Source organism: Synergistaceae bacterium, assembly GCA_017540085.1.
In the GTDB taxonomy this organism is placed as follows: Bacteria; Synergistota; Synergistia; order Synergistales; family Aminobacteriaceae; genus JAFUXM01.
The window spans coordinates 20,876-43,454 of record JAFYBQ010000001.1 but is presented as its reverse complement, the minus strand read 5'-3'; the positions used below and the strand labels follow the sequence as shown (position 1 = coordinate 43,454).

Annotated in this window: 18 protein-coding genes and 1 tRNA gene; 7 read left to right on the top strand and 12 right to left on the bottom strand. The window is 50.1% G+C overall.

The features are described from left to right. Position 1: 1 nt before the first annotated feature. The 5 genes from IKQ95_00185 to IKQ95_00165 are packed head-to-tail and all read right to left on the bottom strand — an operon-like array spanning position 2 to position 5,046. Complete coding sequence (locus IKQ95_00185; protein ID MBR4195117.1) at positions 2-2,023, bottom strand: SpoIIE family protein phosphatase; 2,022 nt, start codon at positions 2,021-2,023, stop codon at positions 2-4. Between the two features lie 11 nt (positions 2,024-2,034). Then, on the bottom strand, positions 2,035-2,916 hold the full coding sequence (locus IKQ95_00180) for a hypothetical protein (GenBank protein MBR4195116.1): 882 nt from the start codon (positions 2,914-2,916) through the stop codon (positions 2,035-2,037). Then, entirely contained in the window at positions 2,901-3,821 is a 921-nt protein-coding gene (locus IKQ95_00175; protein ID MBR4195115.1) for a DMT family transporter, read from the bottom strand. The genes IKQ95_00180 and IKQ95_00175 overlap by 16 nt, the downstream gene beginning before the upstream one ends. Further along, the gene (locus IKQ95_00170; GenBank protein ID MBR4195114.1) at positions 3,818-4,747 is read right to left on the bottom strand and encodes a DUF2156 domain-containing protein; all 930 of its coding nucleotides are present in this window, start codon (positions 4,745-4,747) and stop codon (positions 3,818-3,820) included. Before IKQ95_00170 ends, IKQ95_00175 begins: the two co-directional genes overlap by 4 nt. Positions 4,748-4,749: 2 nt before the next feature. Next, positions 4,750-5,046, bottom strand: a complete 297-nt coding sequence (locus IKQ95_00165) for an STAS domain-containing protein (GenBank protein ID MBR4195113.1) — start codon at positions 5,044-5,046, stop codon at positions 4,750-4,752. Positions 5,047-5,321: 275 nt separating this feature from the next. On the opposite strand from IKQ95_00165, the gene IKQ95_00160 reads away from it, so the two are divergent. From IKQ95_00160 to IKQ95_00150, 3 genes are all read left to right on the top strand, one after another. Beyond that, on the top strand, positions 5,322-7,595 hold the full coding sequence (locus IKQ95_00160; protein MBR4195112.1) for a hydratase: 2,274 nt from the start codon (positions 5,322-5,324) through the stop codon (positions 7,593-7,595). Positions 7,596-7,842: 247 nt separating this feature from the next. After that, complete coding sequence (locus IKQ95_00155) at positions 7,843-9,042, top strand: NADP-dependent isocitrate dehydrogenase (protein ID MBR4195111.1); 1,200 nt, start codon at positions 7,843-7,845, stop codon at positions 9,040-9,042. A gap of 85 nt (positions 9,043-9,127) precedes the next feature. Beyond that, entirely contained in the window at positions 9,128-9,412 is a 285-nt protein-coding gene (locus IKQ95_00150; GenBank protein MBR4195110.1) for a hypothetical protein, read from the top strand. Positions 9,413-9,483: 71 nt separating this feature from the next. On the opposite strand, the gene IKQ95_00145 is transcribed toward IKQ95_00150, so the two are convergent. The 3 genes from IKQ95_00145 to IKQ95_00135 form a co-directional block, all read right to left on the bottom strand. Further along, complete coding sequence (locus IKQ95_00145; protein ID MBR4195109.1) at positions 9,484-11,844, bottom strand: hypothetical protein; 2,361 nt, start codon at positions 11,842-11,844, stop codon at positions 9,484-9,486. 110 nt (positions 11,845-11,954) lie between these two features. Then, a tRNA-Thr gene (locus IKQ95_00140) sits at positions 11,955-12,026 on the bottom strand. A 23-nt stretch (positions 12,027-12,049) separates the two neighbouring features. After that, the gene (locus tag IKQ95_00135) at positions 12,050-13,531 is read right to left on the bottom strand and encodes a S8 family serine peptidase (protein MBR4195108.1); all 1,482 of its coding nucleotides are present in this window, start codon (positions 13,529-13,531) and stop codon (positions 12,050-12,052) included. 84 nt (positions 13,532-13,615) lie between these two features. Here IKQ95_00135 and guaA point away from each other — a divergent pair, with 84 nt between their 5' ends. Continuing rightward, the gene (gene guaA / locus IKQ95_00130) at positions 13,616-15,160 is read left to right on the top strand and encodes a glutamine-hydrolyzing GMP synthase (GenBank protein MBR4195107.1); all 1,545 of its coding nucleotides are present in this window, start codon (positions 13,616-13,618) and stop codon (positions 15,158-15,160) included. Between the two features lie 261 nt (positions 15,161-15,421). On the opposite strand, the gene IKQ95_00125 is transcribed toward guaA, so the two are convergent. The 4 genes from IKQ95_00125 to IKQ95_00110 all read right to left on the bottom strand — a co-directional run bounded on the left by IKQ95_00125 (position 15,422) and on the right by IKQ95_00110 (position 19,594). Then, positions 15,422-16,357: an alpha/beta hydrolase gene (locus tag IKQ95_00125; protein ID MBR4195106.1), complete on the bottom strand. Its 936-nt coding sequence runs from the start codon at positions 16,355-16,357 to the stop codon at positions 15,422-15,424. An 82-nt stretch (positions 16,358-16,439) separates the two neighbouring features. After that, positions 16,440-17,612: a sodium ion-translocating decarboxylase subunit beta gene (locus IKQ95_00120; protein MBR4195105.1), complete on the bottom strand. Its 1,173-nt coding sequence runs from the start codon at positions 17,610-17,612 to the stop codon at positions 16,440-16,442. 144 nt (positions 17,613-17,756) lie between these two features. After that, positions 17,757-19,190, bottom strand: coding sequence for a cation:proton antiporter (locus IKQ95_00115; protein MBR4195104.1), 1,434 nt, complete (start codon positions 19,188-19,190; stop codon positions 17,757-17,759). Between the two features lie 125 nt (positions 19,191-19,315). Continuing rightward, a complete protein-coding gene (locus IKQ95_00110) occupies positions 19,316-19,594 on the bottom strand; it encodes a thioredoxin family protein (GenBank protein MBR4195103.1) in 279 nt (92 codons plus the stop codon). 88 nt (positions 19,595-19,682) lie between these two features. Between IKQ95_00110 and IKQ95_00105 the strand changes: the two genes are divergently transcribed. Genes IKQ95_00105 through IKQ95_00095 form a run of 3 tightly spaced genes read left to right on the top strand, consistent with a single transcriptional unit; the run spans position 19,683 to position 22,572 of the window. Beyond that, a complete protein-coding gene (locus IKQ95_00105) occupies positions 19,683-20,252 on the top strand; it encodes an isochorismatase family protein (protein ID MBR4195102.1) in 570 nt (189 codons plus the stop codon). Between the two features lie 3 nt (positions 20,253-20,255). Further along, a complete protein-coding gene (locus tag IKQ95_00100; protein ID MBR4195101.1) occupies positions 20,256-21,824 on the top strand; it encodes a glycosyltransferase family 39 protein in 1,569 nt (522 codons plus the stop codon). 19 nt (positions 21,825-21,843) lie between these two features. Continuing rightward, positions 21,844-22,572, top strand: a complete 729-nt coding sequence (locus IKQ95_00095; protein MBR4195100.1) for a hypothetical protein — start codon at positions 21,844-21,846, stop codon at positions 22,570-22,572. The last annotated feature ends 7 nt before the right edge of the window (positions 22,573-22,579 follow it).

The following is a 22,579-nucleotide window of genomic DNA, read 5'->3' as shown; positions in this document are numbered from 1 at the left end:
TTTATTTTCCGTAATACTTCAGGGACAGCATTGTGATGTCGTCAAACTGCGGAGCGTCCCCGGTGAAATCATCGACGGATTTCTTCATTGTCCGCAAAATTTCTTCAACCGTCATCCCGTCAGTGTGATTCAGCGCGTCAATCATTCTGTCTGTCCCGTAAAGCTCATCATGTGAATTTGTCGCCTCCGCTACTCCGTCCGTGTAAAGGTACAAATCATCGCCCGGATTCAATGTGAACTCGCTGGGCTTGAAGCGTATACCTTCCATTGTGGCAACGGCGGGACTCTGTTTTGTCCTGAAGAGCGTATAGCCCTCGCCCGGACGATATATAGCGGGGTATTCGTGGCCTGCGTTTGACGCTGAAACATGGCCGGTTGATATTTCGAGAATGCCAAGCCACACAGTAACGAACAATTCAGCCTCGTTCCCCTCGCATAATTGATTGTTCACGTCAGCAAGAATTTCTGAAGGAGTGCCGCCCATCTGTGCGCGGTTCTTGATGAGCGTCTTTGCTATCACCATGAATAACGCCGCGGGGACTCCCTTCCCGGAAACGTCAGCCATGACCATAGCTAAATGATCGTCATCAACAAGGAAGAAATCATAGAAATCACCGCCGACTTCTTTGGCCGGGTTCATTGTGGCGTAAATGTCGAACTCTTTGCGCTCCGGGAACGGCGGGAATATACGGGGAAGCATGTCGGCCTGAATCTGTGTCGCTATGTTCAGCTCTGCCCCGATTCGTTCTTTCTCGGCTGTTACGGCGGCGAGGTTCTTCACGTAGTCTTTGAGGGACGCGGCCATGTCGTTGAAGGATTTTGCGAGGTCTCCGATTTCGTCATTCGTTCTGATTTCGGCGCGGTAATCGAGATTTCCGCCTGAGATTTTATGCACGTCATCTTCAAGGGCGATTATCGGCTCTGTCAGCTTATGCGAGAATTTACGCGAGGCAATGACCGCAAGCACAACGACTATCACGAACGCACCGAGAAATGACAGGATAGTGAAAATGACGCGCTCGTTCACATCGCGGACAGGCGCAAGTATGACGCTCTGAGGGATTCTGACGCAGAATTTCCAGCCCGTTATTTCTATCGGCGTGTATGCGTAATAGACTCCGCTGTCGGACAATGAGACTCCAGTTTTACCCGACACAATTTCGTATGCTGTAAGTGATGATATGTCTTCAGGGTGATACGTGTACTGTTTCTTGCCGTCTGAAGGAGGCGTAATCAGATCCCCTTTCCTGTCAAAGAGAAAAGCATATGCGTCCTCATGGCCGAAATCAAGCTCAATGATTGCCCGGTACAAATCCGAAATCAGCATGTCCATTGCGACAACTCCGGCGAAATTCCCGGAAGCATCATAAAACGGAGCGGCGCAGGTTATCATCATTCCCATGTTGTAAGCGTCTGAATATACATCAGTGAAGAATACTTTTCCTTTTTCCTGGCCATTTTTGTACCATTCAGAATCGTGAAAATCATAATAGGCTTCTGCTGTGTTTTTGGGGACTGCGTTAAACGAATTTTTGTCGTATGCAATCATCGCGCCCGTTTTTGTTCCGGCGTAAATTGACGTGATAACATCACTGTTTGCGGTTATGATGGGATCCCAGATCTGCCGGAGATTTCCCAGAAGGCTGATCTCAGATTTGAGGGCGTTAATGTCTGCGCTTGGGTCTAAGACTCTCTGCATGGCAAGTATTCCGCTGTTCTCGATTTTCGGCGGCATAACTTCATGAGGCAGATAATAATCAGGACTGACATAAAGCCCGTGAATGAAGTCCGCGAAATTCTGAACATATCCGGCATATTTACCCAGCTCCGACTCCGCTAAATCTGACTGGCTGTCTGTTATGTTTCTCAGATTCTGCTCCATCTGGCGAATCAATGCTAGTTCGCTGTCATCCTTTATATGACTCATTCCGAGAATGCCGACAGCACCCATTATGATTAACGCTGTTACGGAGATATACAGAACAACAGCGCGCACTTTCTTTTTGATTGTTGACTTACGCATGATAAATCCTCCTACACTACTGCATGTACAGTGTTTTCCCCTCCGCTGTAGCTGAATGAGGCGCGGATTGCACGGTGCTTTATGATTTTGAGGCTCATTATGTCTATTTCGTCCTCGTTTTTGCTAATGTGGAAGGGGTTATATTTTTCCCCGATGTAATGGAGTCTCGCTGATATTGCGTCCCCGAATATTACAGAGACAGAAATTCTTGCGTCAGGCTGTGCGTTTTGGATTCGTATTGCAAGCTCTTCTATGCAGCTCTGAATCTCAAGCACTCGTTTTATGTTTACGCCGCGTTTCATTGCTGACATTTCAAGAATCTCGTTCGCTCCCTCAAGTGATTCGGCACTCGGCAAAAGGCAAAATTCAGCGTCATATGACAAGATTTTTCCGCGAGGCATTACCGGCTCAATATAGAGAAGTGATGAGAACAGAATATTTACAGGCACTCCGATAAAAAGCCCCGTGAGAAAATATGCGAGTCCTGCCTGAACACTGACGGCGAGTCCTGAAGGTGAGTATATGACCCCTGAAAAGAGGCTCAGAATCACAAGCAGCAGAATATAGCGCGAATAATCCGGCCATGTCTTGAAGGAGATTCGCCCGGACTTTTTGAGGAAATGCCAGCCGTAAAACATTCCGAGTCCCGTTACGATTACGCAGGAACATTCACGAATCACATCAGAGATTGACGGGTTCACGAAAAACGCCGAGACAATGCACCCGATTACGCAGCCCGCCACACCGTAAGCACCAAAGAACAGCCCTAACGTGAACGGCAGAAAGTTTTTGATTCCCGCGAATGAAGGAAGTATATTCGTCATCTGAATGGGAGCGCCAATCACGAAATATGCGAGCGTACAAAGAAATATCAGCTTCAATTTTTCCCGCAACGCAATAACCTCCTTAACGCACCGAAAAATTTCGGCTCAGTCATCAATATGCCGAGAACAATAGCAACGCCACCGATGATTTTCGGCACTGTTATGACTTCCGGCGGAGTTCCGAGAAATTCCGATAATATCGGAGAAACTGCCATTGTCATAATGATCTCCGTTGAGAATATCAATGACGTGTTCAGCGGTGAAATGTATCTTTGCGCGTATACCTGAATGATTCCGTAAATACCGCGTATGAAGAAGCTGATGTAAAACACGCTGCCCCAAAATTCCGGGTTCAAAGGAAGCGTGAAAGGTACTCCCCTCAAAATCACTTCAGCAATCCACAATATGAGGCTGAAGACAAAGCAGAAAAACATCTGGCCCATTGCGATAATTGACGGGTTAGAGGATGAAGAGTACCTGCCAACGCTCACAATGTAGAAAGCAAACGCGACATTTGAGGCTGTGAGGTAAATCACGCTTTTGTTCATGAAGTCCGATATTCCCGCCTCGCTCATGAGCATAAGCCCGATGAACACCGCTGATACTCCGAAAAATGTCCCCTTGTCGGGAATCTGTTTGTACTCAAAGAACATTATCACCGCAATGAAAATGAAATTCGTTGACAGTACTGCGTTCGTCAGTGAAGCACCGAGTCCCGATACGCCCATAAGCAGGAAAAGATTGAAGGCTATTAACTGTGCTGAAAGTATCATGCTGTTCTTAACCTGCTGAGTGTCAAGACGGAACAATTCACCGACAAAGAAAGCCAGCGACATTATGAATCCGATAAGATTCGTTATGCACAAAAACGCAAAATGAGGAACGGAATCAGGAATCCATATCAGAAATACATACTGCACTGACGCAAAAAACGTTATGAAAAATAATGAAATATTTGCTTCTAATCTGTTCATTTTTCGCAGAGAATATATTTGTCAATAAGGAATGCGGGCTTGTAGTGATTCTTTGCTGACCTCAGAGTCTCAGAGCCTGTATCCTCCTCAAAGTTGATATACTTTATCCCATTGCAGCAGAGACGCGAAAATTCATGCTTTGCGAACGGGTAAATATTCGGTATTCTGTGGTCGCAGTTCTCGTTTATCTCGTCAATGTAATCATCAGAGAGCTTTGCGCCGTAAGCATATCCCTTCACATCACCGTCAATGAGAATCACGATTCCCGTCAAACCCAGCATAGACCAGTCATCAAACGCAACTTGAATCCCAACGTCCTCGCCTGAAACCTGAGCTTTTTCCGCAGGGTCATTGCTGCCGTCAATTTTAGCCTTCAGCCATTGAGCCTGGAAATCACGAACCGCCGGGATATTCGCGGGAGTCATCATGACAGTTTCGACTCTTCCTGCGTAATCACGCCCGAATCTCTGGAAGTCCCTGCGCTTGTAGGCCATCTTTGCGCCCGAATATGTAGCGATGCTCTGAGAGTCGTAGATATATTCCGACCAGTCGCGGCTGTATTCCTGCGTGAATCTTCCGGGAAAAAGCCTCGTGATTATGTCCCTTGCGCTTTGCGTTAGAGTCTGGAATTTCGCCCGTGCGTTATGGCTGTGAGCGTCATCAATAACATTCTGTATAACGTGCCTCATTGCCTCATCGCTTTCACGCGGGCCGTAAGGGAAAAGATATATCCTCTCATTTTCCGTGCAGAGTTTAGCGCGCAGAGTGTAGAGATAGCCTTCATGCTCGCAGAATGAGTCCCCGTATTTGTGTCTGAGCGTCCATGATGACACAAAAGAATGCTGGCAGGATCCCCCGCCGTATTTGAACGTATAGGAATCCGCCAGCAACTTTAAGCCGGGTGCTATCGGCTGGAAGTCAAGCATTCTTACTCGATGTTGAGGAGTTCGTCAAAGCCGGTTACCTCGAAGATTTCTTTTATCTCCTGGCTGGCGTTCTTGACGGTCATTTTTCCCTGCTTGTTCATGATCTTCTGAGCTTTGAGCAGAACGCGGAGTCCTGCTGATGACACGTAGACGAGCTTGGCCATGTCGATTGTCAGGTCTGTGATTCCTTCGAGGCCGCCGGAGATTTCCGCTTCAAGCTGCGGGGCTGTGGTCGTGTCGAGTCTCCCGTCAAGCGCGATGTTAAGGGCTGAACCCTTTGCTTCTTTCGTGAGTTCCATATGAATTTTTCCTCCTGTTAAAATCGGGATTATTATTCGCTGGAGAAATTATCATTTTTTTGTCATCATGTCAAAATCTTGTGCGGGGTACAAAAATTTTCCGCCCAATCATCATTAATCATACGGAGATTTTTATTCCGGCCTCCGTGTTATAATTTGTGTACAAAAATTCACTAACTCACAAAATAATTTCGCAGGCGTAACATCAAGTACATCTTGTATATTGATACATTTATGCTTGCCCTGAAAATCTCAAGAGGGGGTAATCTCACAAGATGATCAAACTTTACGATGAAGGCGTTTACCTCATCAACGGCGAAAAGATTTTGCCTGAGAGCCAGGCCGCGAACAAATACAACAAGGCCGAGGCCAAGAAAGGCACAATCGCTTACGGAATAATGAAGTCGCACAACACATCCGGCGACATGGAACACCTGCGGATTAAGTTCGACTCGATGGCCAGCCATGATATTACGTTTGTCGGAATCATTCAGACGGCTCGCGCTTCAGGGATGACGAAATTCCCGCTTCCCTATGTCATGACTAACTGCCACAACTCGCTGTGCGCTGTCGGCGGAACAATCAACGATGACGATCACTATTTCGGCCTCAGCGCGGCGAAGAAGTACGGCGGAATCTATGTCCCTCCGCATATCGCAGTCATTCATCAGTTCATGCGCGAGATGTTCGCGGGGTGCGGGAAAATGATTCTCGGCTCAGACTCTCACACACGCTACGGCGCGTTAGGCACAATGGCAATCGGCGAGGGCGGCGGCGAACTCGTCAAACAGCTTTTGCAGGATACATATGATGTCGCCTACCCCGGAGTCGTCGCAATCTACATGAAGGGCAAGCCCGCTCCCTATGTCGGCCCGCATGATATAGCGCTGGCAATCGTCAAAGCAGTGTTTGAGAAGGGCTACGTAAAGAACAAGGTCATGGAATTTGTCGGCCCCGGCGTTGCCACAATGACGACAGATTACCGCAACGGCGTTGACGTAATGACGACTGAGACAACGTGCCTTTCGTCCGTGTGGAAGACTGACGACGACACGAAAGCGTTTCTCGCCGAACATGGCCGCGAGGGAGACTACAAGGAGCTTAACCCTGCCGATGTCGCGTACTATGACGGCTGCGTGGAAATTGACCTCTCATCAATAAAGCCGATGATCGCACTTCCTTTCCACCCGTCAAACGCCTACACAATCGCAGAATTTTACGCGAACATGAAGGACATCCTCGCCGACACAGAGAAGAGAGCCGAGAAAGTCGCCGGAGGCAGGGCGCATTTCACGCTTATGGACAAGATTACGCCGGACGGAAAATTATACGTTCAGCAGGGTGTAATCGGAGGCTGTGCGGGAGGAAACTACACCAACGTTGTCGAGGCCGCCCACGCTCTGAAGGGCAAGACATGCGGATTTGATGAGTTCTATTTGAGCGTTTACCCGTCATCACAGCCCGTATTTGTTGACCTTGACCGCAAAGGCTTCCTTGCTGACCTCATGGACGCAGGCGCAATCATCCGTACAGCTTTCTGCGGGCCTTGCTTCGGAGCAGGAGACACTCCCGCAAACAATGCACTCTCAATCCGCCACACAACGAGAAACTTCCCGAACCGCGAAGGCTCAAAGCCCGGAAACGGTCAAATGTCAGCAGTTGCACTCATGGACGCACGTTCAATCGCGGCAACAGCGGCCAACGGCGGAAAACTCACCTCAGCCGAGGATCTCGACTGCTGGGGCGACATTCCCGCGTACCACTATGACGACAAGGCGTACAAGTCCCGCGTCTACTGGGGATTCGGGAAAGCCAATCTTGAGTCGCCGATTCGTTTCGGGCCGAACATCAAAGACTGGCCGGAGCAGGAAGAATTAGCCGACAATATCCTTCTGCGCGTTGTGTCAAAGATTCTTGACGAGGTTACGACAACGGACGAGCTTATACCGTCAGGCGAGACATCATCATTCAGGTCGAACCCGCTCGGCCTTGCTGAGTTCACGCTCTCACGCAGAGACCCTGAATATGTCAGAAAAGCAAAGGCAGTACAGAAAATCGAGTATGAGCGACTGAAGGGAGTCAGCCCGGCTCACGGCGACATGGCAGAAGTTTACGCGGCAATCAAGACGATACCCGGCCAAGAGAACGCAGACCCGATGACAATCGAGTTCGGCTCAACGATTTACGCCAACAAGCCCGGCGACGGTTCAGCGCGTGAGCAGGCAGCCTCATGCCAGAGGGTATTGGGTGCGCTCGCCAACATCACGCAGGAATACGCCACAAAGCGTTACCGCTCCAACTGCATGAACTGGGGAATGATTCCGTTCCACCTGAAGGGGCAGCCTGATTTCGAGGTCGGCGATTATGTCTACGTTCCCGGAATCCGCAAGGCTCTCGATGACAACAAGCTCGAAAGCATCAAAGCATACATCATCAAAGGCGGCAAGGTAACAGAAGCGGAGCTTTACATTCAGCCGATGACCGACAACGAAAGAACGATCGTAAAGGCCGGATGTCTCATCAACTTCAACCGCAACAGAAAGAAATAAGACACACCCCCCTGTTTCCCCCCTTGGCAGGGCTACCCCCTTTGCAGGGGGGACGAGAGACTCGCCCGTGTTCTTGCCTCCCCTGCGTAAGGGGAGGGCAGGGAGGGGTCGCCACCCTGCGCAAGGGGAGGGCAGGGAGGGGTCGCAACCCTGCGAAAGGCGAGGGCAGTGGGCGCAACCCTGCATAAGGCGAGAACATAATAACGCAACACAGCAATAATTTCTGAAGGGAGATTCGATTTCAACAATGGCAAAAATCAAAATGGCAAATCCCATCGTAGAGATGGACGGCGACGAAATGACCCGCGTACTGTGGCAGATAATCAAAGATGACCTCCTTCTGCCGTTCGTTGACTTGAACATGGAATATTACGATCTGGGACTGCCTGAGAGAGACAAGACCGGCGACAAAGTAACATGGGCAGCCGCTGAGGCAATCAAGAAGCACCATGTCGGAGTCAAGTGTGCGACAATTACCCCGAACAAACAGCGCGTTGAAGAATACAACCTCCACGAGATGTGGAAGTCGCCCAACGGCACAATACGTGCGGTGCTTGACGGCACAGTGTTCCGCGCTCCCATCCTCACGAGCTGCATTAAGCCCGTCGTCAAAAACTGGAAGAAGCCCATCACGATAGCCCGTCATGCGTATGGCGATGTCTACAGGGGAACAGAGTACAGAGTCCCGGAACCGGGCAAAGCTGAATTGCTTTTCACTGGCAAAAACGGCGCACAGTTCCGCGAGACAGTGTACGATTACGAGTGCCCCGGCGTTTTGCAGGCAATGTACAACAAAGACACGTCAATAATGTCATTCGCACGTTCGTGCTTTGAGTATGCGCTCTCGACAAAGCAGGATCTCTGGTTCTCCTCAAAGGACACAATCTCAAAGCAGTACGATCAGACATTCAAGCTGATTTTCCAGGACATTTTCGAGAAGGAATACGCCGAGAAATTCCGCAAGGCAGGAATCACATACTTCTACACGCTGATTGATGACGCAGTAGCAAGAGTCATGAGGAGCGAGGGCGGCTTCATATGGGCGTGCAAGAACTATGACGGCGATGTAATGTCCGACATGGTTTCAACGGCTTTCGGGTCATTGGCGATGATGACGAGCGTACTTGTTTCGCCTGATGGGAATTTCGAGTACGAGGCGGCGCACGGCACTGTAACGAAACACTACTACAGATACCGCGACGAGGGCAAAATGACATCAACGAACCCCGTTGCGACAATTTTCGCGTGGAGCGGCGCACTCAGGAAACGCGGAGAGCTTGACAACAACGGAGAGCTTGTACTCTTTGCCGACAAACTCGAAAAGGCTACAATCTCGACAATCGAGGGCGGAGTCATGACAAAAGACTTGTCCGGCCTCTGCGAGGGAGTCGTTCCGCAGGTAGTTGACAGCAAGCAGTTCATTCAGGCAATCGCGGCGAAACTGTAAGGCTTGATTCACGCTGTATAATTGACATTAATCCCGCAGGACTCAATCACGGGTCTTGCGGGCTTTATTTTACGGAGGCGGAATAATGGAGGAAATTATTTCAGAGCGTGTAGACTGGAGCCGCGCTCCTGCTGACACCCCTGTGTGCCTGGCAAAAAGCGTATATCTCCGGGACATAGTGCAGGCGATTCTTGACGGGTACGACACGAAAGAGACGGTCATGGAAAATTTGTTGCTGGAGGAAACTGACGGGGTTTCTGACGATGTTCAGGCGATACTTGATATATTTGTGCCTGTGATTAATTCGTGGCGATTCGGCGGCGGCTGTTCGGGAAGCTGTGCGAGCTGCGGAGGCGGGTGCGGGGTCTAAAATTGTTACGGAAGAAAGAAAATCCCGGAGTCGAAATCGATTCCGGGATTTTTTGTTGCGTTTTTTGTGGCTTAACGTTTTTTCGCGAAAAGTGAAATTGCTGACAGCAGGATTAACGCTCCGAGTCCCGTATTGCATCCTCCGCTTGTGCCTGAGCCTGCAATGACATTTCCGCTTCCGCCTCCGCCCGTAACTGTGAGATCCTTTGTCGTGTCTTCTTCTGACGCTGAGGACTTCACGATGAAATTCACGCTCGCTGTCTGCCCGTAAGCAGTTGCCGTGATTTTCGTTGTGCCTTCTTTTAGTGCCTTAATTTGTCCGTAGCTTGTGATTTCCGCTATGCTGGGGTCTGATACTATGTACGCCGCAACACCGAGAGCAGTCGCGGAGATGTCGTAATTCTTTCCTTCAGCATTAACCATAAGTCCCGCAAAAACTTCCTCGCCTTCATGGGCGTAAATGTTCTCTGCTGATGACCAGTACACTACGGGCGTTGCGCTGCTGCTGAATTTCGGAACGTATGCGACTGTCTGAACCGGAGAAATTTTGAGCTTGCCATTCTGAACGGTGAAGTAATATATCTGATAGAGTCCCTTTGTTTCTTTGTCTGCCCAAATATCTACGTCAAATGAGCCTCTGTTTGTCGGATTCATGACGAAAAATTTTGTCGCACCGTAACCGTCATCAAGAACAACATAAATATCTTCGCTGAATGCTGAGGCCGATTTGCCCGAAAGTTTCACGCTCTGAGTCGTCGGTTCTGTTCCGTCGTCCTCGCCCATGTATTCATCTTTCGGGGCTGAAGTCTCAAGAGTCATAGTTGAGTCAATATATTCGCTCAAGTCATTTTCTGCGCTTGCCCTGAGATATTCGCCGAATGAGTCCGCAACAGTATCAAATGCCGCGTCATATTCAGCCGCCGAAGCCGTGTTAATCATGAAGTTGTCCGTGCCGCCTCTGAGGAGTGCCAATACTCTGTCGCCTACGTCATCCTGCCGGGCAATCATTACGTGATTGTGAGTTCCGATTCCAGTGAATGATGTTACGGCGTTCGCGGGGAATTTGTCCTTTGCGCTTGTCTCTGAAACAACGAGATCATAATCATCATCGCCGAAGAACGCGCCGAGTAATTCCTTGAAGCGTATATCATCTGACAGGCTTTTGAGCACGCCGCTTATGAGAGCAAGTTTTGATGATGTGAGCTGACTGACGAGCTGTTCAGGAAGCCAGTCAATTTCACTGAGACCCTTTATGTTGCCTGTTACAACGTCGTCAAAAAGTTTGCTGATTTTCGCGTCGTCCGATTTTATTTTGCCGTAAATCGAATGGAACGGAATCCCGGGATACCCAAGCCCCGCAAGATATGAGCTTCCTAACGAGAAATCCTTCATTGCCTCGTCAACATCATAATTACGCAGCGCGAGTCCCTTTATGAGATTGTAGCCGGTGCCTTCCCACCATGATTTAGCCTGCCAGTTCTGCCACGATGACGGGAGACTCGAAAAATTCCCCGCAAGGTATGACCCTATAGGCGTTCCGAGATTGGGAGAAGCTATTGTTACGACTCTGCGTACTGTTCCGAGTCCGTATGAGTTAGCTGTCTTGTTGCCCGTGTCTGTGTCATTGCGGAGATACTGACGCGCCATCAATCCGCCTGTGCTGTGCGTAACGAGGTCTACTCTTGTCGCTTCGTATCCGTCTGCGTTAAGTTTGTTGAGAGTGTCTGAGATGATCTGCGCGAGTCCGTTCGTGTTGCTTGAGATTAAAGCCTTCGGGGACTTTGTGCCGTCATAATTCCAGCTTGCCACAGTGAGTCCGGCGTTTTCGAGCTTGCGCCACACACCTGTGTTTGAGCCTGTCGCATAGCCGAACATCCTCTCATTGTCCCCGAACGCGCCGTGAATCAGCACGACTGACGGAGCTTTGAGAGTGAGAGTCATTGACTCAGTTGCTGCGCTTCCGTTTGAAGGCGTAAATGTTGCTGTTACTGTGAAATTTCCGCTGGGATAAGTGATTGATGACGGCCATGTCTCCGGGGCGATTAACACCGCTGAAGCCTGATACCCGTCTGACGTGCTTGCGAGTGATAACGCTGATGTAATTTCCTGCCTTGACGCGAGAGTCTCAAGCCTTGCGCCTGAAAGAGCCGGTGATACGCTGAACTCCACAGCGCCGGGAGTGTCTGACTTGTAGCGCAGGATCAGCCGCGAATTTCCGTCAGCAATGAGTCCCGTTTTGCCGTAATCCGCAGAGCTTAGGCCGGATATAGCTTCCTCCGTTATCACGCTTCCGTCCTTAGTGAGATAAGCACTATCCGAAACGCTGTAGATGATTCGTCCTGCCGTGCTTCCGCGCTCCAATGCTGACAGCTCCGCATGTGCAGGGATTGCCGCCAATGACAGGACACACGCGAGCCACAAAATTTTACGCAATGGTAATTCCTTCTTTCTACTAGGAGTTTGCATATTATAGCACCGTGAATTACGTCATAATGCACACACACAAAAAAAAGACCCGCCATTTTCTGACGGATCTTTGCGAAAGCCGGTGAACAGATTCGAACTGTTGACCTGCGCATTACGAGTGCGCTGCTCTACCTCTGAGCCACACCGGCCCGTATCACAGCGCAGTATTGTATCAGTTTATTCTCTTCCGCGCAAGCATGAACACAAGCGCAAGCCCCGCGATTCCCGCAGAGAGTCCCGAACAGCCCCCGGATGAGCTTGTTCTCTCTGAAGGAGTGCTGTAATCCGTCTCATCATATGCCCTGTAATCGTCATAGGAGCGTCCCTCCGTACCTTGTGAGGCGAGATTCTCGAAATTGGCATCAGCGTAATTCAATGAGGCATAAACATTCAGCTCGTCCCCTATCAGAAGTGCCTGCTTAATCTGATAGGCCGTCGCCCGGACCGGGATATATGACGCAATCAGAGCCGCCGCCCCCGCAACATGAGGAGCCGCCATTGATGTCCCCTGCGCTGACCTGAGACTCACACCTTCCGCTGTCATGTTTGCCGATGAGCTTTGAAGCCATGTGCTTAGGATGTCGACTCCCGGTGCTGATATGTCCGCTCCGTCGTTGCTGAATGATGCCATAAATGTCGCGCCTGTCTCGGTATTGCGGTTAAGTGCTGAGACTGAAATCATGTTGTCCAAGCCCGTGAATGACGCGGGATATACATAGTACCCTGCTCCCGGCACAAGGCCGTGCGCGTGGCTGCTAGGCTCTCCGACTGTCTCGCTGTAATTGCCTGCGGCTACAACTATTACTGCCTTGTTCGTGTCGTCCATGATCTTGAACGCACGCCACAGCGGAAACCCGACAAAATTATCATGATTCGGCTCAAGTTTCAGGTAAGTCTCAAGCGAAAGATTCACCGCCCTGATATTCATTCCCTGATTGATGAGATTCGTAACATAATTCATTGCGTTTATCACGGTGCTGAATGTCCCGCTCCCGGTGTTGTCGAGGGCTTTCACGGGTATCATTCTGACGCTCCAATTCAGGCCGGCGACTCCGAGATTATTATTCCCGACAGCCCCTATTGTCCCTGCGACATGAGTCCCGTGTCCGTAGTCGTCCATTCCGTTTGTCTCAGAGCCTCCGACAGTGTTATAGCCCATATCTGAAGCGACATTGGCGGACAAGTCCGGGTTAGTGTAGTCGATGCCTGAGTCGATTATGGCAACATAGACATCATCCCCGCCCTGCGTAATGTCCCAGGCGTAATTAGCCCTGATAGTTTCCATCCCCCAGCATTCGCCGTATGATGTGTCATTCGGGGCAACTGCGGCATGTATTTTGTAGTTCGGGGACACGGCCGCAACACCGGGATTTTCGCGGAGAATGGCCGACAATGCTTCAGCGTCCATGCTGTCGGAGTGAATCATCATGAACGAGCCGCCGCCGTTTTCGGACAATGCCGGGTAAAATTCCTTCACTGACGCGCTGAATGTCCCGGCAAATTCTGAGGCTTCAAGACGGAGCGATGACGCAGAAATTTCTGCCTTTGCTGACGGCTTGAGCATGACAATAACATCACCGGGGGTATATTCCTCTGCTGACGATGAGAGCGCGAATGCTAACACGAACAGGAGGGATAATATTTTTCTGTACACTGTATTCACGTCCTTTATTGTGATAGAGTGATTATACACGCAAACACAGTATATAATTTGACAGAATAAAGGAGGCGTATAATTTTGCTGGCAGACAACGAGAATATTATCATCATCAACTGCGGCTCACAGTTCACACAGCTTATAGCAAGAAGGCTACGTGAAATGAAAGTACACAGCGTAATCTTCAACTGGGACGCGGACATCGGGAAAATAAAATCCTGTTCACCCAAAGGCATAATCATCTCAGGAGGCCCCGACAGCGTAAATGACCCTGACGCAATCACGATAGCCCCGGAAATTATTTCGCTGGGCTGTCCCGTCATGGGTATCTGCTACGGTATGCAACTGCTCGCGAAAATGACGGGCGGGACAGTCATCTCCGGCCATGTGCGTGAATACGGCGTTACGGAAATCCATAAAGCCGGGGGCGACTCCGTAATCCTCAGCGAGAATATACCCGATACAGGGCGCGTACTCATGAGCCACGGCGATAATGTCGCGGAGCTTCCGCCGGGGTTCCGTGCAACATCGCTCACTGACACCGGCATAATCGCGTCAATTGAGGACACCTCACGGAATTTTTACGGACTCCAGTTTCACCCGGAAGTCGTCAGCACAGAGAGCGGGAATTATATCCTGCGTAATTTCGCTTTCACCGTCTGCAAATGCCACGGGGATTGGAATTTGTCGAACTGGGTAGACAGCACAATAGCGGCGATACGTGAGACTGTCGGAGACTCTAAGGTAGTGTGCGGGCTTTCGGGGGGAGTCGATTCCAGCGTTGCGGCTACACTCGTCCACAAGGCAATAGGCGACAATCTTCAGTGCGTTTTCGTCAATCACGGATTAATGCGCCTGAATGAGCCTGAATCCGTCATGAAGGAGTATGAGAATATCGGCCTCAATGTGAAGTATGTCGATGCGTCAGAAATATTTTTGCGTGAGCTTGACGGAGTTACAGACCCGGAGAAGAAGCGAAAGATTATCGGGCGGCTTTTCATTGAAGTTTTTGACGGTGAAGCAAAGAAGATTGACGGAGCAGAATGGCTTTTGCAGGGAACAATATACCCTGATGTAATCGAGAGCGGGACAAAGAAAGGATCAGCCCTCATAAAATCACATCACAATGTCGGCGGGCTTCCCGAAAAAATGAACCTGAAACTTCTTGAGCCTCTGCGGGATTTGTTCAAAGACGAGGTTAGGAGGCTGGGAAAAATTATCGGAATGCCTGACGAAATAATCAGCCGTCAGCCTTTCCCCGGGCCGGGACTCGCAGTGAGGTGTCTCGGTGCTGTAACAAAAGAGAGACTCGACACTCTCAGGAAAGCGGATGCTATTTTCCGGGAGGAGCTGAAAAAGGCCGGACTCTATTCGGGAATCTGGCAGGCGTTCTGCGTGCTGTTGCCGGTGAAGTCTGTCGGGGTAATGGGCGACAGCAGAACATACAATGAAGCGGTAGTGCTTAGGGCGATACACTCACAGGACGCTATGACGGCTGAATGGAGCAGGATAGATTATGACGTTGTAGACCGCGTGTCAAAGCGAATCTGCAATGAAGTGCCCGGTATCAACCGCGTTGTGATGGACGTAACATCAAAGCCCCCGGCAACTATCGAATGGGAATAGCATTCCTTAACGCACAGGCTGATTCTTTTGTCGGCCTGTGCATAATTCATTCAGTACGAATTAACGCAAAGGAATTGACACAAATAAAATAGACGCTATAAGTCCTCAGTCCTCACCGAATTTTTACCTTTTGGGAGCATAAAGAGAAAATCCCGTACTATCTTCAGCTTGGCATAGAAACATGGAAAAAATTTCTCCCTTCAGTACAAAAAACTGTCGGGGGACTCCCGCACGAATCCCCCGACAATATTTTTCCGTAATTTATTTCAGTACTCGGTTAAGGAAGTCCGTTATTATTTTCATGACTTCAGGCTGATAGAAATATTTTCCGTCATGCTCTCCGCCTTTGATGATGTAGAGCGTTGAGTCGATTCCGTTTGCGGTTAATGCCTCGTGTAAAATTTTTGACTGGCTTGTTGATACTGTCTTGTCTGAGTCACCGTGAAAGATTAAGAACGGAGGGGTCTTTTTGCTGATGTAGTTCAGCGGATTCGAGGCGTGCGCTGTTCCGGGAGTGTCGAGAATGCTTCCGCCCTTCCTGTTCTTGTAGCCTGCGACACCGTTCGCGAATATCGACACGAAACTTGACGGCGAATAGTAGATGGCTTTTTTCTCATCGGAATAATCATTGGCAATTTTCGTTAAGTCAGTCGGCCCGAAAAAGTCAACGACAGCTTGAACTTCACTGCTTTGCTTGAGATTGTCCCCCGAATTAAATTTATCATCACCCGTAACGCCCAGCATGATCGCGAGATAGCCCCCTGCGGATTGTCCCATTGCCGCAATTTTTCCGCTGTCTATGTTGAACTTGTCAGCGTTCGCCCGGAGGAAACGCACAGCGGCTTTTGCGTCTGCGATAATTTCGGTGTAGTCGGCTGCACCTATAACGCGATACTCAACCGAGGCCGCAACAAAGCCATTCTCCGCCAGCTTCATGCACAGATAATAGCCTGACTCTTTCGGAGCTGCGATCCACGCGCCGCCGGGAATGAACACAACAGCGGGGTGCTTTTTCCCGTCAGCAGGGGCAAAGACATTCATCTTCAGGCTAGCTTCCGGCCATGTGTCATATCTCGCAAACTCAACGTTTTCAGAAATTCCGACTCCAGACACGGAGATTTTGACATCAATATTTTCTGCTGAGGCTGTCAAAGTCGTAATGAAAAACACACAAAGAATCGCGAAAATCTTTCTCATGAAAATTAATTCCTTCCCTGAAAAAAATACCGGGCGACCCTCATCACAGGAATCACCCGGCAATAATTTTCCATGAAATATTTTACCGTGAAAGAAGTGTGAGCATTACGCCCGCCGCCACAGCCGTACCGATAACGCCCGCGACATTCGGCCCCATCGCGTGCATGAGCAGGAAATGTCCGGGGTATTCTTTCTGCACACAACGCTGAACGACACGCGCCGCCATAGGTACAGCACTGACTCCCGCCGCGCCGATCATCGGGTTGATTTTCCCGCCGGAAAGAACTTTCATTATCTGCCCGAATAGCAGTCCGCCGAACGTGCTGAACGCGAACGCAACGAGTCCAAGCGCAATAATCGCAAGAGTCCCGACCGTCAGGAACTTGTCAGCCGCCATTGTCGAACCTACCGACAGCGCGAGGAATATTGTTACTATGTTCATCAATTCATTCTGCGCCGTGTTGCTGAGACGATCTGTTACTCCGCATTCCTTCAGCAGGTTTCCGAACATGAGAACGCCCACAAGAGGCACTGACGCGGGGAGGATGAGTCCCGTAACAACCGTGCAGATTATCGGGAACAAAATTTTCTCGCGCTTTGAGACCGGGCGGAGCTGTCCCATGATGATTCCCCTGTCTTTCTTGCTGGTCATCGCGTAAATCACAGGAGGCTGAATCATCGGCACTAATGACATGTAGCTATACGCCGCAACCGCAACCGCTCCGAGAATCTGAGTCTGCCCTAACATGACAGTGAGATAAATGCTTGTAGGGCCGTCCGCGCCTCCGATAATCGCAATGCTCGCAGCCTCTTTGATGTTGAACGACACAAGTCCGCCCGTGAGATCTCCGAGCCAGTTAGCACCGATGAACGCCACGAAAACGCCGAACTGCGCCGCCGCTCCGAGCAGGAATGTTATCGGGTTCGCGATGAGGGGGGCGAAATCCGTCATTGCACCTATGCCCAAGAATATCAATATCGGGTAAATCTCGAACTCTGCACCGTAATACAGCGAGCGCAGGAAGCCTATTGTGTGGGTCGTCTCGTTGAACTCGTCCCAGATTCCCGACAGCGGGAGATTCACAAGAAGACAGCCGAAAGCGATCGGCACAAGCAATAACGGCTCAAAGCCTTTCCCGATAGCCAGATAGAGAAGGACGAATGACACTACAATCATGATGATGTTCCCGGTAGTGAGGCCAAAGAAGCCCGACTTGAGAATCATATCCTGCAATGCAGCCCAGTATACCGCTATACTCATATTATGAATCAAATCCTTTCATGAAAAAATTAATGTGAGTGAAGTATTTATATCACAGCAATAAACAATTTGGCAAATAAAAACATACCCCCCGCAATATCACGAGGGGCATTTATTTTTTCTGTGTCATGGCCGGATTTAGTGATAGTTATTGTTGTGTGTGTGAATGTGCCTTAGTGTATGCTGCTGAACGCTTGAGGGCGATACTTCCGCCGGGACTGCCTGAGCGTGTTCAGGAAGCTCGCTCTGTATCTGCCTGATTCTTTCTATGAGGCTGTTTATGATTATCCTGTCCTCGTCCTGCGGTGAAATTTTCGGGGCATCCTCTGCCGTGTCATCATACGAATGCGAGAGGGACAGCGACAATTTAGCGCAGGCCGGGCCGATAAGCTCATACAGTACGCTTGACGCAAGTATGACCGTCCGCAGTGCGCTTCCTGTATCCCCTCCGAGAGTCCGCGCTCCAAGCTCGGCGAGTCCTATGGCGACTCCTGCCTGAGGGATTAACGCCAGTCCGAGATAGTTGCGGACAAGGGCATTTTTCCCGGTGATGAGACAGCCGCAGAAAGCCCCGGCATATTTTCCCGCAATCCTCACGAGGAAATACACTACTCCGATTGTGAGCAATGACACTCCGCCCGTGCCAGTCCCCCCCGCCAAAGCTCCAAGCTCAAAGCAAACTCCCGAACGAACAAAGAACAGCAGCAATATAGGCGGGCTGAAATAATTTAGCTGCTTGAATAATTTATCGTCATCAGTAATGTTTATGTACACCGTTGACATAAGCATACACCCTAACAGAGGCGATACCCCTAACATTTCGCATATCCCGCAGAAACCGAACAATATCGCCACCGAGATAATTAGCCGATTGTCCTTTGACCTGTGAGACAGAAGAATCTTCATTACGACTCCCAGAAACGCCCCTATAATTACGCTCGCAATGTTCATGAGTATGGGAAGAGTTACGCTCCTGAAGTCTACCCCGCCCCCTGTCCCTGAAGCAGTCAGTGCCAGCGCGACAGATATAGCAACGCTGTACGCAATCAGCCCGACAACATCATCAAGCGCGACAACCTGCAATAACGTATTCACGAAATCACCGTGCGCCCCCGTCTGTCGTATCGTCATCATCGTGGAGGCCGGAGCAGTCGCAGAGGCAAGAGCCGCAATCACCGCCGAGAACGCCAGATCCATGCCGAGAACACAATACGCCGCAATGAACACGAACACAGACGCAACGCACGACTCAAGCACCGTAATCACCAAGACTTTCGCACCGTTCCCCCGCAGGGCATTCAGCCGGAAAAACTGCCCGGTGCTGAACGCGATAAACGCAAGTGCCACATTAGGCAAAAACGCTGTAGCGTCCGCAATGGATTCCGGGACTAAATTCAGGCAGTAAGGGCCGATTAATATTCCCGTGATGATGTAGGCCGTAACATTCGGGAGCTTCAGCAGCTTTGTGACTCTCGTCAGCGCAAATCCGAACATTAACATTAATGCTACTGTAATAACTGCGATGCTTGCAGGGGAGCTGTCATGCAGATATTCCACAAACTGAGCAAACAATTTTATTCTCTCCTTTCTTGTCCGCTCATCCCGCGAAAAAATTTCAACCCCTAAGCACTTTCAGCACAAAGGGGTTAATCATTGCGAATATTTTAGCATTTTTTCCGACTCTCACACCGCTAATATTACGCTAATGCCGCCTCAAATACCCGCCTCACATTCTCCCGGCACTCCTCGTACTTTTCGCCCGGCCTCGCTTCTGACACTTTCACGCCGTCAACAAAAAATGTCGGCACACGGTAGTAATCATACTGCGCTGAAATTTCCGGGTGCTGATTCTCTTCTACCCAGTCGATTTTTACGGACGAATACGCCGCATTGCCCCCGCATAATTCCTTCACCGCCTCGCGAGCCTGCCTGCAATACGGGCAGCCCTCAAGATAGAATGCCGTAACTTTTTTCACGCTCATAAGCCGTAATCCCCTTTCATTTTTTCACATAGTATATAATAATTTTCACACAAAATTTTCACAGATTGAGAGGCTGTTTCACTTGCGGAAGTCTATAGAGGCTATGTCATCTTTCCTGCTTATGATTGACATTCAGGAACGACTCCTCCCGGCCATGTTCAATAAAGATAACGTACTCGCAAATTCTAACAAGCTCCTGACCTCAGCCCGTGAGCTTTCTGTCCCTGTCATGCTGTCGGAGCAATACCCGAAAGGAATCGGCGCGACTGTCCCGGAGCTGTCAGCCCTAATCCCGGAAGGCTCGCCGAAAATCGACAAGGTAGAATTTTCCTGCTGTGATAATCCCGGGTTCGGGGACGCTTTCCTCAATCTTCGATTCACGTCAGGCACAAAGGACACCGCTATATTGTTCGGGATTGAGACTCATATCTGCGTTCTTGGGACTGCGCTGGGACTTCAGGAGAAATATAACCTTAATGTCGTAATTGCCGCTGACTCATGCGGGAGTCGTTCGCCTGAAAATCATTCGCTCGCTCTTGAGGCACTGCGGGATATTGGGTGCTTAGTCGTCCCAACTGAAACGGTGATATACCAGCTTTTAGGGAAGGCAGGCACTCCTCAGTTCAAAGCGTTGCTGCCCCTCTTCAAGTAGCAGATGAGAAAGCCCGCTATACTGTTCGGGATTCTTCTGTTCTACATATTCTTCAGGGGGATAGGCTCGCGAGGGCTGATTGATCCTGTTGAGGGTGTGAATGCTTCCGTAGCCGTCCACATGGCCGCCGGGGGAAATTATTTCGTCCCTAAAATCGGGGAGGCTCTAGCGTCGGGCGCGACAATGGGCTACTGGTGGCTGTCAGTAATCGCGCTGAAGCTCATAGGATGGAGCGAGTTTGCCGTGAGATTCTTTTCTGCGCTGTCAGGTCTCGGAATGGTATGGGCATCAGCAAAAGCCGCACGCCCCTACATTGATGACCCCGTGCGAAAATCATGGCTTGCCGCGTGTGTCTGCGCCGGAATGACTCTGTGCTTCACCGTCTCGCAGTTCATATCATCTCATGCGCTTTACTCGTGCTTAATGGGAATCGCCCTCGCCGGAATCGTAATGTCAGGGGAAAACAAACGCAGGCTGATTATGTCCCACTCGGCTATAGCACTTGCGTTCATTTCGCGTGGGTTCGAGGGATTATATCTGCCGTTACTGGCGGTGCTGATATACTGCGTAATCTCTGAGGACTGGGACTTAATGCGGGACTTCTTCACATGGCCGGGCGGAATCTTCATTACATTAATCGTGTCGGGACTCTATTTCGCCGCAATCGTAATCGCTAATCCCGAAATCATACACTTCATGCGCTGTCAGAATTACACGTACACTTTCGGCGGGCTTGCGGGGATTGCAATGTTCCTGTTTGTGTCGTTCGTGCCTTTTCACGGGTTTATAGCGCGGGCTGTGTACGAGGTCTTTCCGCGTGAGTACCCTGCCCCGAAATCGCATGACCTTCTTATGCTTGTATGGGTGTTCGTTTTTGGGACTGCTCCGTTATTGTCGGGCGATATTCTGTCAATGGGCGCGTGTGTCCCGGCATTGTCGGCGTTATTGGGACGGAAGATTGACACGTGGCTGACTCAGCGGAGCTTTCATTCTCTGCGCTACTGTATCATGTTCAATACGCTTTTTTCTGTCCCGGTGCTGTATTTCTTCCTGCCTTTTGTGACTCACAATTTCCCGGTGATTGACGCTTCTATGATGTCATTAATCCCTTGGGGGCTGGCTGAGGCGTTATTCTTCTTTGCGTCATGGTACTACACGAAGACCCGCCAGCCCGTGAAATGGGCGCGGAATGTCTCAGCCTCTGCGCTGATATGTCTTATGCCTCTTGCGGGAGTGTTCAGCCTTTCATCCGGGGCATGTTCGGCGCGGGATACAGGGATAAGACTCCGGGACATGGTAAGGGGCAATGATGTCATATTGCAGTACGGAGTCAATCACCCGTCAATGTATTTCTACACCCTGCGGAACTCACGCATAATCAGCGCGGATCTTACGCCTGGAGTCGCAGAACGGAAATATATCGCCCCTAAGTCAGCCGTCAAAACATTGTGGGACGGAAAACGCCGGGTATATCTCATTATGCCGTCAGACCTGAAGCCGGATACGCCCCTTCCCGGAAATATATATCACATAAGCGAGTCGCAGGGGCTTCTGTTACTCAGCAACCAATAAAGAGAGAGGGTATGTTGTTATGCGTAAAATTTTCACAGCGTCAATCATTATCATGTTACTGTCAAGCGCGAACGTATTTGCAGGTGTTGACCCTGACCCGGAAATTCACAGGGTAATCGGCGGGCTTTATTCGCTAGTCTCTGCAATAACTCTCAACGGAGACACAGCCCCCGACATTCGCGCACTGAGGAAATATTTTGCCGATGTCCCAAATGACTGGCCCGGCTCCGTGCGTATTGAGAGAGTCGGCAATGATATATGGGCGGGAGTCTCTGTCGGGAAAATGTCCACAGCCCGGAAATATCTGCGGTCAAATTCTCCCAAGCTCGGAATAACTGACTCACCTGCGGGCGATTCATGGATGGGCGGAAGTTTCGCGTGGCTCAAAGCAGGGAGCATTAACGGCGGGAAGCTCATACCGTCATCACTGAGAGCGGCTCAGGCGGACGGGACAATATTCTTCAGCGTGAATGACTCTGACTGGTGGATGTCTTACCCGGAGTTTTCGCGGACATCAGCAGGGGAAATCATGAAGCTCTGCGGGGTAATGCAGGAAGGACTCAGCAGGCCGAAAGGCGCGGAAAGACGCAGCATATATGACGAGGTGAGGCCGTCAGCAGTCAGGAAGCCTGCCGACATTCGCACAAGCAGAAAGCACGCATTCGGAGAAAGCTACGATGTAAACATGGGAGATGTAATATTCCAGCCCATAAGGACACCGACATACACAGACTCAAACAGGGACTAAAGGAGGA

What these genes read in the sequence shown, in the direction of transcription:
- IKQ95_00185 (MBR4195117.1), bottom strand. Translation starts at nt 2,023, where the DNA reads ATGCGTAAGTCAACAATCAAAAAGAAAGTGCGCGCTGTTGTTCTGTAT.
- IKQ95_00175 (MBR4195115.1), bottom strand. Translation starts at nt 3,821, where the DNA reads ATGAACAGATTAGAAGCAAATATTTCATTATTTTTCATAACGTTTTTT.
- IKQ95_00170 (MBR4195114.1), bottom strand. Translation starts at nt 4,747, where the DNA reads ATGCTTGACTTCCAGCCGATAGCACCCGGCTTAAAGTTGCTGGCGGAT.
- IKQ95_00165 (MBR4195113.1), bottom strand. Translation starts at nt 5,046, where the DNA reads ATGGAACTCACGAAAGAAGCAAAGGGTTCAGCCCTTAACATCGCGCTT.
- IKQ95_00160 (MBR4195112.1), top strand. Translation starts at nt 5,322, where the DNA reads ATGATCAAACTTTACGATGAAGGCGTTTACCTCATCAACGGCGAAAAG.
- IKQ95_00155 (MBR4195111.1), top strand. Translation starts at nt 7,843, where the DNA reads ATGGCAAAAATCAAAATGGCAAATCCCATCGTAGAGATGGACGGCGAC.
- IKQ95_00150 (MBR4195110.1), top strand. Translation starts at nt 9,128, where the DNA reads ATGGAGGAAATTATTTCAGAGCGTGTAGACTGGAGCCGCGCTCCTGCT.
- IKQ95_00125 (MBR4195106.1), bottom strand. Translation starts at nt 16,357, where the DNA reads ATGAGAAAGATTTTCGCGATTCTTTGTGTGTTTTTCATTACGACTTTG.
- IKQ95_00100 (MBR4195101.1), top strand. Translation starts at nt 20,256, where the DNA reads ATGAGAAAGCCCGCTATACTGTTCGGGATTCTTCTGTTCTACATATTC.
- IKQ95_00095 (MBR4195100.1), top strand. Translation starts at nt 21,844, where the DNA reads ATGCGTAAAATTTTCACAGCGTCAATCATTATCATGTTACTGTCAAGC.